The following is a 10,638-nucleotide window of genomic DNA, read 5'->3' on the forward strand; positions in this document are numbered from 1 at the left end:
CTCCATTTTCCTTGAAAAGGCGAATTCAAGGGGTCGATGCAACACCCGAGGTCAGCTGGCTATCAGTAAATCACGAAGTGACTCGGCCGGGGTTTTCCAGTCGAGTGTTTTGCGTGGTCGGGCGTTGAGTTCCTGGGCGACGTGTTCGAGGTCCTCGGGTCCGTACGCGTTCAGGTCGGTGCCTTTGGGGAAGTACTGACGTAAAAGCCCGTTGGTGTTCTCGTTGGATCCGCGTTGCCAGGGGCTGCCCGGGTCGCAGAAGTAGACGTCCATGTCGGTGGCGATGCTGAAGGCCTTGTGTTTGGCCATTTCGACGCCCTGGTCCCAGGTCAGGGATCCGCGCAGGTGCGCCGGCAGGGTCCCCATGGTCTTGATCAGCCCGTCGCGGACTGATTCGGCGGTGTGATCGACTGGCAGGTGCACGAGCATGACGTAGCGGGTGGTGCGTTCGACCAGGGTCGCAATCGCCGACTGGTTGTAGGTTCCGGTGATCAAGTCCCCTTCCCAGTGGCCCGGGACGGCACGGTCCTGGACCTCTGCGGGACGTTCGGAAATGTTGATCATCGGGTCCCGGAAACGACTGGTGCGTTCCTCGGGGTTCTTGTGCTTCTTGCGGCGTGTCCGCCCGGTGCGCAGGGCCTCTTTGACCTCGCGTTTGAGTCCGCCGCGGGCCTGAAAGTAGAGGGCCTGATAGATCGTTTCGGGGCTCACGCGCATGACGGGGTCATCGGGGTATTCCTTGATCAGCAGCTGCGAAATCTGTTCCGGGGACCAGCGTGTGAGCAGCTTGGTTCCCACATACTCGCGCAGCTTCCCGGGCCCTGCCAGTTTACTGTCCTTGGGCCGTGCCCGGGCTGCCGCAGCGGTGCGGTGGGCGCCGTAGGGCTGGTAGCCGAGCACGGGGTGGCTGTTGCGCTTGATCTCCCGGCTGATGGTGCCCACGGATCGGCCCAATGCCCTGCCGATCGCCTGCATTGAGGTTCCTTGGGAGCGCAACTCCGCGATCCTCTCCCGCTCAGGCAGAGACAGGTAGCGGGTACTGATGGGCTGTTCCAGGGCCTCCAAAGCCACCGGAGCCCCTGCCCGTGGCGGCAGTGCAGGCAGCAGCTCCGGCGGGGCTTCCGGTGCCGTAGCGGGTGCCGGAAGTTCGGTTAAGGCGGTAATCACTTCCTGTTTATACGGTACTTCCGGGGCGTTGGAGCCAGCGGCGCGGCCCTTGGCCGCATCCCGCTCGTTCTCCCACAGGTATCCGCTTTTGCGGCTCGCACCGGCGGCAGCAGCTGCTTGGTTACGGCCGACCCCGGCTTCGCGCAACCGCAGGAATTCGGCTCGTTTCCGCACACCTGGATGGATGGACCCGATTCCGGCGTGGCGGGCCCAGTTGACTCCCTGAGACATCTCAAGACCAAGCTCCCGGGCGGCGACACTGACGCTGCCCACACGAGCGAGGACGGCGAAGAACTCGTCCTTCTGCTCTTGGGTGGCAGACTGCCTGACCACCGGCTTTGCGCGGGGCTTGCGGGTGACGGCGCCAACCTTGTACGCCCACTTGAAGCAGGTTTGAACGTTGATGCCCAGGGTCTTGGCCGCGAGACTCACGCTCCCCAACCGGTCCAGCAGGACAAAGAACTTGTCCTTCTCAGCCTGGGTGTACTGTTGGCCGGACTTCCGGCCGGAAGGCCCCGCCCAGGCCCGGCAAGTAGTGAGCTTGAATCCTAACTCCCGTGCGGCCAGCGGAACGCTTCCCAAGCGCTCCAACGCTAAAAAGAATTCCGCCCGATCCGACGACGAGTAGCTCCGGTAAGTCCGCTTCGGGGTCGGCGAAGCGGACGGGCCAGACTCTTTCCCTACCGGTGCTTTCTCCGCTAGAGAAGACCTATTTATTGATGGTGTTTCCACAGGTGTTGCAACTCCCGGATTTCAGGGGGTGTTGCAACGACCGCTAGAACTCGCCAAAGGCGGGCATTCTCGGTTTAAATCGCCGACCGAAACCCAATCAACATCGGTGGATCAAGGCTTAGGCGACGCCGAGGAGCGCCTCGACGATGGCGTGTTCGGGCATCCCTTCATTGAGGATGCTGTAGGTTTCGCGTTCATGGTCGGTCATGGCAGAGTTCCCTTTCCGGCACATGGGGCGTTCATTGGGTGTCCTTCTCGTGGTTGCTGGAGGCGATGAGGTCGCAGGCGTAGCAGCCCGGAAGGCGGGTGGGTGCAGCGGGCATTCCCGCTGGCCAGCGGATGGTGCGGGGTGATCCTCCGGCGCGGAAGTATTCGGTTGGCTCGGACATCAGGGGAGGCCTGCCTTTGGCAGGGCCAGCAGCGGGAGTTTGCCGTACTCGTACGTAAGTGTGTCGCGCAGGTGTCCTGTGGCGTTTCCGGTGCCGGTTTCTCGAAGAATGTGCGTCCGTCCGCATCGATGCGCATTACCCGGTGGGTGATCGTAACGTGCCACATGCGGACGAGTGCGCCGGTTTCTTTGTGGCGCCCGAGGAGTTCGATGCCTTCGTTGACGTAACTGATTCCGGTACGGACTCTGCCGATGGGTTCAAAGTTCTCCCAGTCGTCGAATCTGAGTTCGTCGAGCTGCTTGGCGACGTCCTTGGTGATCATCATGCCGTCGATGGTCAGGACGGTGATGCTGGCGTGGAAGGTGTCGGGGGTTGCGGCCATTTTCGGTTTTCCTTGAGTTTCCGGGGTTTTTTGGGTCGGAGTGGCGCAAGTGGCATGAGAACTGAACCTTTTCTTATACCCGCACGCGTAGAGAGAGGTAGTAGTCACGCCACTTGCGCCACTATCCGCCACCGGAGCCTCCGAAAGCGTTCAGTCCGCTGACGGGCTTGAGCTGGATTCCGGCACGGAATCGGAGACCGTTGCTGCCTTTCCTTGGCTCATAGCCGCGTTGCTCCAGCGCGGAACCGAGGCGCGTTTGCTCATGGCAGGGGCGCCGTCCGCTGCCGCCCAGACGGTCCATGCCTGATGCAGGGATTCAGTCAGGGCTGAGTGGCCGGGGCCGGTGTCGCATTCCTCGCTGATGAAGCGTCCGAGGGCGTCGGCGTCGCGGTGGTAGTTGTCCGTGGCGGCGAGGACGGCGGCGGGTTCGGCGAGGCCGTGCTCCTGGTAGTCCTGCCAGCCGGCGACCGCCCAGGCGAGGATGGCGTCCATTTCAAGCTGCAGCTTTTCGGGCAGCAGCGGGTCCTGCTCGGCTTCGGGGATCACCACGTCGAACGGGATCACACGGATTCTTGCCCAGACGGCGGAGTCGTCGCCGCTGACCTTGGGCAGGTGGTTGGTTACCAGGACGGCGGTGTGCGAGGGCGGGAATTCGGTGAAGTCCTGGAAGAGGCGGCGGGCCTTGATGGTGTCGCCGCCGGTCAGCCTCTTCATGGTCGCCTCGGCGAGGCGACGGTCCTTGTCGGATTCGGAGACGACTACCCAACGGCGGCCGCGGAGGTCCATTTCCCCGGTGGGGTGGGCGCCGTCGCGGTGCATGAACAGGTCAGGCTCGGCGGTGGCGGCGTAGTCACCCAGGGCCCCGCTGAAGGCGTGGTAGCAGACGCCCTTGCCGTTGCGTCCCTTGCCCGTAAAGATGGCGAGGACGTGCTCCAGGACCTTCCCCGCGAGGGCGAGACCGGCGTAGCGCTGCAGGAAGCGACGAACCTCCGGGTCGGGCAGCCAGCGGGCCAGGCAAGCCTCCCAGATGGGCCCCTCAGCGTCAGGGTTCCATGCTGCCGCTGTGCGGCGGGTCATCCGGTCTGCCGGATCGTGCGGGCGCAGTTCCATGGTGTGGAGGTCCAGGGTGCCGTTGGCGCAGTTGAGCAGGTATGGGTCCGCGTCGAGCTGGTCCGGCGTGGCGGCGAACTGGGGAAGTGCCCGAGCGATCTTGAGGACGCCTTCGATGCCGTGGGCGGACTCGCACTTGCGCACGTCCTGGCGAAGGTCGGGATCGTTGAGGGAGTCTGCGAGCGCCTTGCGGAGGACGGCGAGGACTGCCCTGGTGGCGCGGCCGGTTTTATCTTCCTGCCAGCAGCTGTCGTCCCAGTAGTGCCAGCCGATGCCGTGAACATGCAGCAGCTTGTCCTTGTAGGCCTCAGCGAGGTCGTAGGCGATGCGGGCCTGGCCGCGGTGCACGCCGGTGTCGTTGGCTTTTTCGCGGTCGGCGTGGATGCGGCGGAGCACCTTGTCGCGCAGTTCGGTTCGCTGGGTTTGGGTCAGGTTATCTTGGCCGCCGTGTTTTTTGATTTCGGCTGCGAGGCCCTGTATGAGCTGGATGCGTTCAGGGTGTCCGAGCTCGGCTGTGGTTAGACTGACGGTGGATGATGAAGTTGTTTCCAGCCCCTCGGTTTCCGTCGCCGGGGGTTTTCCATGTCCGGGCTCATGCCGGGTCACCGCCTGATGCGCGGAACACCCAGGACCCGCGTGCGGTGTGTCGGGCTTCCGCCGCCGTCAAGGCCGGGGTGTAGAAGGCCCCCGTACCGACGCAGCGGAGCAGCAAATTATCGATGTCGAAGGCCGGTTCCTCGCCGGGCATGGGTGTCTCGGTTACGCTGGGAATGCTTGGCTGGTTGCCCATATCTGATCCCTTGTCCGGGTGGTGGTCGTTCAAGCTTTGGCTCCGCCGCTGTTCGCGCAGCGGCGGAGCTTCCGCGTTCGGGTCCGCTGCCGGGGCTGTAGCGGCGTCGAGAGCGTCCGAGGCTCGTTGGGTTGGTTGCGGGTCACTGAGGCTGGGATTCCGCAGCAATAGTTCTTGCCGCTGGCCGAGGCTGTGTGCGCGGAGCTTCTCCGCTGTGCGCTTGTTCATGCTGCGTCACCTGAGGGGTCACCGGTACGCTGCATCGTCTGCTGATGGAGCCATGCTTGGACATCTGCCCAGCGGTAGCGGACTGCTTTGCCTCCGAGCTTGATGAATTTTGGGCCGTTTCCGCGGTACCGCATCTGCGCCAACCCTTCGGGTGTGTAGCCGAGCCAGTCCGCGACTTCCGCAGCATTAGCGAGTGGTTCATCCATGACATTTCCTCCTAATGAGTAATCCCCTCCTGCAATTGGGGTACAGGCCTACTCAACCACACGCGCTCCCCTGTCACAATAGGGGGACGTTTGTGAATTGTCGCCATATTGCAGGAGGGGAGCGGTACAGTGCTCCTATGAAGAACACCGAACCGACAACCACTGAACCGGCAACCCCTGAAACCACAGCATCGCCGGAGTTCCACCAGCCGTTCCCTGTCGCCGGAGCCTCAGTGGGAACCAACCAAACCCCGCCCGACCCTGGAGAAGTCTTCGAATTCGGCAGCTACGACTTGGGGTGGCCCCCGAGCGACACCGAGCCGGAATGGAATGTCACCATTGCCCTAATCGATGGCCGGTATGCCGCCACCGAACTTGTGGTACGCCCGCCAAAAGGGCAAGGAATAAGTCGAAGCATGCTTCACCAGCTGGATATCCACCGCATCGTTGGCCTCGCAGCAGACAGTGCGGACGCTGATGCGCGGGACCCTGACTTGATGGACAAATTGATGGCACTGCTCAATGAGCAAAAGCTCACAGGAGACGGGCGGCTTCAGGCGATCGCTTCGGTCTATCAGCTCGCCAAGCTGCAGCATGTGCCTCTGCATCAGGTCGCCGCCGACCTTGGCGTGCACAAGAAAACCCTGCAGCGCTGGGCGCAGCAGGCAGAGAGCGCCGGTTACCTCAGCGCCAAGGATCGGACGTGGTGAACCATCATGGCAACGATTGAGCCTTATGAGACGACAGGCGGCCGCCGGTACCGGGTGGTCTACCGGACACCTGAGGCACAGCGCAGCGTCGTTCGCTGTTTCGGCCGGGGCCAACGTCAAAGCTGTCCAGCGGATGCTCGGACACTCCTCCGCTGCCATGACGCTGGACATCTATGCCGACCTGTTCGACGACGATCTGGACGGCGTCGCGGACGCACTGGATGCCGTCGTTTCACAACTGGATGTTGCCAAAGTGTTGCCACCGGCGGTTGTGGGGGAATGACAAAGGCCCGAAATTCCGCTAGTTTCCGCGGAATTTCGGGCCTTCGCTGTGGGTGGCAGATGAGGGATTCGAACCCCCGTAGGCGTTGCCAGCTGATTTACAGTCAGCCCCCTTTGGCCGCTCGGGTAATCTGCCGAACTTCAAAAGAAGATCACCGCGGTTGTTGTTTCAGCACCGCGGCAAGACAACCTTACAGAACTTCCGCCCAAGAATCGAATCGAGGCCTGGGACGCCCAAAAAGCCCGGAATCTCAGGCTTCTCCGAGGATGCGGCCGGCGAGTTTGGCCTCGAACCGGATGGCCTGGTCCTCGGTGATCTGGTTGAGCTGCACCGCCCGCTGGAGGTCCGCGTGCACGCCGTCGAGCCGGGACGACGCGTCGGCGACGGGGCTGAGGATAATGGACGCTGCCACGGCGGCGGCGGCCACGGACGAGGCGGCGGTGGCGATTGTTCCTGCGGCTGCGGACGTGGACCGGGTGACATAGCGGGCGGCCTTGTGGGTCATTGCTTTCCTTTCGGAGCGGCTTCCAACTGCTACAACTTTGCCCGCCGAAGCTTCGTTCCCGCCTCGCCTCCGCTGTGAGTGAACTGTGAATGCCGCGGCAACTTCACATCCGCGGCAACCGTACTACGCTGGAATCCAGATATTCAGACCCTGCCCGGGCCCGCACTGCCCGGGCGAAGCACCCACCAGCAAAGGAGAGTCATGGCAGGCGAGTCCACATTCGACGTCGTAAGCAAGGTAGACAAGCAGGAGGTTGCGAACGCGCTGCACCAGGCGCAGAAGGAACTGGCCCAGCGGTACGACTTCAAGGGCGTCGGGGCCGAGGTCGACTTCAGCGGTGACAAGCTCCTGATGAAGGCGAACTCCGAGGAGCGCGTCCTTGCCGTCCTGGACGTGCTGCAGTCCAAGCTGATCCGCCGGGGCATCTCGCTCAAGTCCCTGGACACCGGCGAGCCGTACGCATCCGGCAAGGAATTCCGGCTGGAGGCCTCCATCAAGGAAGGCATCGCGCAGGACCTCGCCAAGAAGATCAACAAGCTGATCCGCGACGAAGCCCCCAAGTCCGTCAAGTCGCAGATCCAGGGCGACGAGCTCCGCGTCACCTCCAAGTCGCGGGACGACCTCCAGGCGACCATGGCGCTGCTCAAGGACTTTGACGAGGCCGACCTCCAGTTCGTCAACTTCCGCAGCTAGGAGCCGCCGGAGGGCAGGCGACACGCAGGGCGCGAGAAGAGACGCCAAGGGCCGGGTGCCCGCATCGGATTCCGATGCGGGCACCCGGCCCTTTTAGCACCCGTCAAGGGGTCGCCTCGACGAGCACATCTGGGTGCCCGGCCGCTCTGACCTGACGCACGCACGACGGCGGTAGTCAGGCGAGCGGCCTGCCCGCCATCCGCTCCAGCCGGGCGATGCGGTCCTGCATGGGCGGGTGGGTGGCGAACAGCCTGCTCATCCCGCCGCCGCGGAACGGATTCGCGATCATCAGGTGGGAGCTGTTGACCAGCCTCTGGTCCTGCGGCAGCGGCGCCAGCTGGACGCCCTGGTGGATCTTGCGCAAGGCGGAGGCGAGCGCCAGCGGATCGCCGGTGAGCTGCGAACCGTCCTCGTCGGCGTCGTACTCCCTGGTGCGCGAGATGGCCACCTGGATCAGCGACGCCGCGAGCGGCGCCAGCAGCGCCATGGCGATGAGGGCCAGCGGGTTCGAGTTGCGGCGGTCGCCGCCGCCGAAGAACAGCAGCATCTGCCCCACGGAAGTGATCACGCCCGCCACGGCAGCGGCCACGGAGGACGTCAGGATGTCGCGGTTGTAGACGTGCATCAGCTCATGGCCCAGCACACCGCGGAGCTCCCGCGGAGTGAGGAGTTGCAGGATTCCCTCGGTGACGCATACGGCCGCATTTTGGGGGTTCCGGCCCGTGGCGAAGGCATTGGGGGCCATGGTGGGCGAGACAAAGATGCGGGGCATCGGCTGGTTGGCGCGGGCCGAGAGCTCGCCGACCGTCTGGTACAGCTGCGGGGCCTGGGCTTCGGAGACGGGGTAGGCCTGCATGGCCCTGAGCGCGATTTTGTCGCTGTTCCAGTACCCGTAAGCGGTGGTTCCGACGCCGATCAGCGCCATGATCCAAATCGGTGCCGCGCTGCGGGAATTGGCGCCGATCAGTGCGCCCAGGCCCAGCAGCACCGCCCACAGCACGCCGAACAGGGCGGCGGTCTTCAGGCCGTTGTAGTGTTTGTGCACTTTTGCCTCCCCAGGTCGGTGACTTCAGGTCCTGGCTCCGGCGGCGTCGCTACGGAACCGGGTTCCCGGCGTCGTACTTCAAGAAGCCGGACTGCCAGCGCGCCGCCGCCCAGGCAACCGCAATGCACAGGAGGCCGCCGATCAGCAGGACCCAGCCCTCACTTAGAATTTTAGTGCCGCCGCCGGCCAACATGTCGCCCACCCTGGGGCCTCCGGCCACCACCACGATGAAGACGCCCTGCAGGCGGCCGCGCAGGTGGTCGGGCGTGGCTGACTGCAGGATGGTGGTGCGGAAAACGGCGCTCACGGAGTCCGCGATGCCGGCCAGGCCACAGCACAATGCGGCGGGAATCAGCCAGGCCGTGACGCCCCCGGCGCCCGACCTCCCGGCCAGGACCACCACCAGCCCGAACGCCGTTATGGAGGCTCCCCACCCCATGACGGACCAGACCACAGCAATCCCTTGCCGCCGGATGCTGCCCAGCGGCCCGGAAAACAGCCCCGCCAGGAAGGCGCCAACGGCCGTGGAGGCCAACAGTATGCCCACGGTGGTTTCCCCTCCTCCCACCATGAGGGCGCCCACAGCCGGCAGCAGCGCCCGCGGCTGGGCGAGAATCATGGCCACGAGATCGATGACGAACGTCATGCGCAGGTTGGGGCGGGTGCCCAGGAACCGAAAGCCCTCGACGACGGACCGCAGCCCTGCCCGGCCTGCTTCCCTGCCGGGCGGCATGGGTGGAAGCTTCAGCAGCGCCCAGAAGGCGAACGCGAAACTCAGCAGGTCCAGGGTGTAGGTCCAGCCGAACCCGACCGTGGCCACGAGCACGCCGGCCAGCAGCGGGCCCGCCGTCATGGCCAGCCCGAACGTGACCATGCTGAGCGCGTTCGCCGCCGGGAGGAGTTCCTTCCGGACCAGGACGGGAATGATGGCGCTGCGGGCCGGCTGGTTGATGGCCTGGGCGCCGCTCTGCACGGCCACCAGCGCGTAGAGGAGCCACACGTTTCCCACCTGCAGCCAGGCCTGCAGAGCCAGCCCGCCCACGGCCGCCCACATCACGGAGGAAGACAAAAGGGCCACTCGGCGGCGGTCGTGCGAGTCGGCAATCGAGCCGCCCAGCAGGCCGCCCACCACCAGCGGAACCAGTGCGAAGATGCTCAGCAGCCCCACATAGAGGCTTTCCTGCGTCAGCCGGTAGACCTCCAGGCTGACGGCCACCAGCGTCAGCTGGCTTCCGATGTTGGATATCGCCGAGCCGGCCCAGAGCCGGCGGAAGTCCGCACTTTCGCGCAGCGGAGTGATGTCCGCCAGTAGTTTCCCCACCCGGCAACTCTAGCCGCGCAGGAAATTTAGCCCAGCCTTATTGTGATCTAGTCATAATAAGTGGTTCAATGGGATCATGACGGAGCACCCGGAAAGCCACGAAGCATGGGCCGCGGCCCTGCGCGCCCATGGCCGCCGGGTGACCAAACAGCGGCTGGCGGTGCTGGCCGCCGTCGAGCATCACCCCCATTCCCCTGCCGACAGCATCCTGGCCGCGGCTCGCGAGGAGCTTCCGGAGCTGACCGCCCAGTCCGTCTACGTCGTGCTGGGCGACCTCACCGACCTGCACATGCTGCGCCGCTTCGAACCCCCGCACTCCCCCGCCCTCTATGAGACGCGCGTTGGCGACAACCACCACCACGCCATCTGCATCAGCTGCGGCCGGGTGGAGGACGTCGACTGCGCCGTCGGCCATGCACCCTGCCTGACCCCGCACTGGAACGAAAATTCCCGGCCCATGACCATCCAGATCGCCGATGTGATGTACCAGGGCATTTGCGGGGACTGCCAGCAGGCCCAAAAACTTCCTTCTCACGCAACTGACAAGTAATCAAGAAAATAGGAGAAAGATGACTTCGAACATCTCTGCGCCCGCCGTGTCCACGACACAGTCCGGCGCTCCCGTCACGTCCGATGCCCACTCCCGGGCCACCGGTGCCGACGGTGCCATCATCCTGACCGACCACTACCTGGTGGAGAAGCTGGCCCAGTTCAACCGCGAGCGGGTCCCGGAGCGCGTGGTGCACGCCAAGGGCGGCGGCGCCTTCGGCTCCTTCAAGGCCACCGAGGACATCTCCAAGTACACCAAGGCCGCGTTCCTGCAGCCGGGCGTCGAGACCGAAATGCTGATCCGCTTCTCCTCGGTCGCGGGCGAGAACGGCTCCCCCGACACCTGGCGTGACCCGCGCGGCTTCGCGGTGAAGTTCTACACCTCCGAGGGCAACTACGACCTCGTCGGCAACAACACCCCGGTGTTCTTCATCCGCGACGGCATCAAGTTCCCGGACTTCATCCACTCCCAGAAGCGCCTGCCCGGCACGCACCTGCGCGACGCGGACATGCAGTGGGACTTCTGGA

The 10,638-nt window shown here is 64.6% G+C and carries 13 protein-coding genes and 1 tRNA gene; 5 read left to right on the forward strand and 9 right to left on the reverse strand.

What is annotated here, in order from left to right:
- Positions 1–51: 51 nt before the first annotated feature.
- The 5 genes from J7I89_RS23130 to J7I89_RS23150 form a co-directional block, all read right to left on the reverse strand.
- Positions 52–1,353 (reverse strand): IS30 family transposase, encoded by a 1,302-nt coding sequence (locus J7I89_RS23130; protein WP_374102040.1) that lies wholly within the window; start codon positions 1,351–1,353, stop codon positions 52–54.
- Between the two features lie 750 nt (positions 1,354–2,103).
- Entirely contained in the window at positions 2,104–2,670 is a 567-nt protein-coding gene (locus J7I89_RS23135; RefSeq protein ID WP_214975419.1) for a hypothetical protein, read from the reverse strand.
- A gap of 150 nt (positions 2,671–2,820) precedes the next feature.
- Positions 2,821–4,386 (reverse strand): phage/plasmid primase, P4 family, encoded by a 1,566-nt coding sequence (locus tag J7I89_RS23140; protein ID WP_214975421.1) that lies wholly within the window; start codon positions 4,384–4,386, stop codon positions 2,821–2,823.
- Complete coding sequence (locus tag J7I89_RS23145; protein WP_214975423.1) at positions 4,373–4,798, reverse strand: hypothetical protein; 426 nt, start codon at positions 4,796–4,798, stop codon at positions 4,373–4,375. Before J7I89_RS23145 ends, J7I89_RS23140 begins: the two co-directional genes overlap by 14 nt.
- Positions 4,795–5,004, reverse strand: a complete 210-nt coding sequence (locus tag J7I89_RS23150) for an AlpA family transcriptional regulator (protein ID WP_214975425.1) — start codon at positions 5,002–5,004, stop codon at positions 4,795–4,797. Before J7I89_RS23150 ends, J7I89_RS23145 begins: the two co-directional genes overlap by 4 nt.
- Before the next feature lie 137 nt (positions 5,005–5,141).
- On the opposite strand from J7I89_RS23150, the gene J7I89_RS23155 reads away from it, so the two are divergent.
- Both J7I89_RS23155 and J7I89_RS25690 read left to right on the forward strand, forming a co-directional pair.
- Positions 5,142–5,714, forward strand: coding sequence for a hypothetical protein (locus tag J7I89_RS23155; protein ID WP_214975427.1), 573 nt, complete (start codon positions 5,142–5,144; stop codon positions 5,712–5,714).
- Positions 5,599–5,997: a tyrosine-type recombinase/integrase gene (locus J7I89_RS25690; protein WP_285290269.1), complete on the forward strand. Its 399-nt coding sequence runs from the start codon at positions 5,599–5,601 to the stop codon at positions 5,995–5,997. Before J7I89_RS23155 ends, J7I89_RS25690 begins: the two co-directional genes overlap by 116 nt.
- A gap of 53 nt (positions 5,998–6,050) precedes the next feature.
- Here J7I89_RS25690 and J7I89_RS23165 read toward each other — a convergent pair.
- Both J7I89_RS23165 and J7I89_RS23170 read right to left on the reverse strand, forming a co-directional pair.
- Positions 6,051–6,132, reverse strand: a tRNA-Tyr gene (locus J7I89_RS23165).
- Positions 6,133–6,247: 115 nt separating this feature from the next.
- On the reverse strand, positions 6,248–6,502 hold the full coding sequence (locus tag J7I89_RS23170) for a hypothetical protein (RefSeq protein ID WP_056626205.1): 255 nt from the start codon (positions 6,500–6,502) through the stop codon (positions 6,248–6,250).
- A 201-nt stretch (positions 6,503–6,703) separates the two neighbouring features.
- Here J7I89_RS23170 and J7I89_RS23175 point away from each other — a divergent pair, with 201 nt between their 5' ends.
- Positions 6,704–7,195, forward strand: a complete 492-nt coding sequence (locus J7I89_RS23175; protein WP_104141362.1) for a YajQ family cyclic di-GMP-binding protein — start codon at positions 6,704–6,706, stop codon at positions 7,193–7,195.
- Between the two features lie 175 nt (positions 7,196–7,370).
- Here J7I89_RS23175 and htpX read toward each other — a convergent pair whose 3' ends face one another.
- Both htpX and J7I89_RS23185 read right to left on the reverse strand, forming a co-directional pair.
- Positions 7,371–8,240, reverse strand: coding sequence for a zinc metalloprotease HtpX (htpX, locus tag J7I89_RS23180; protein ID WP_214975431.1), 870 nt, complete (start codon positions 8,238–8,240; stop codon positions 7,371–7,373).
- A 49-nt stretch (positions 8,241–8,289) separates the two neighbouring features.
- The gene (locus J7I89_RS23185) at positions 8,290–9,561 is read right to left on the reverse strand and encodes an MFS transporter (RefSeq protein ID WP_214975433.1); all 1,272 of its coding nucleotides are present in this window, start codon (positions 9,559–9,561) and stop codon (positions 8,290–8,292) included.
- A gap of 76 nt (positions 9,562–9,637) precedes the next feature.
- On the opposite strand from J7I89_RS23185, the gene J7I89_RS23190 reads away from it, so the two are divergent.
- On the forward strand, positions 9,638–10,111 hold the full coding sequence (locus J7I89_RS23190; RefSeq protein WP_214975434.1) for a Fur family transcriptional regulator: 474 nt from the start codon (positions 9,638–9,640) through the stop codon (positions 10,109–10,111).
- A 19-nt stretch (positions 10,112–10,130) separates the two neighbouring features.
- Positions 10,131–10,638, forward strand: a 508-nt coding sequence (locus tag J7I89_RS23195) for a catalase (RefSeq protein WP_214975436.1), incomplete at its 3' end; no start/stop codon positions are given.

Origin of the sequence: Arthrobacter sp. ISL-5, from assembly GCF_018613835.1 — a bacterium.
In the GTDB taxonomy this organism is placed as follows: Bacteria; Actinomycetota; Actinomycetes; order Actinomycetales; family Micrococcaceae; genus Arthrobacter.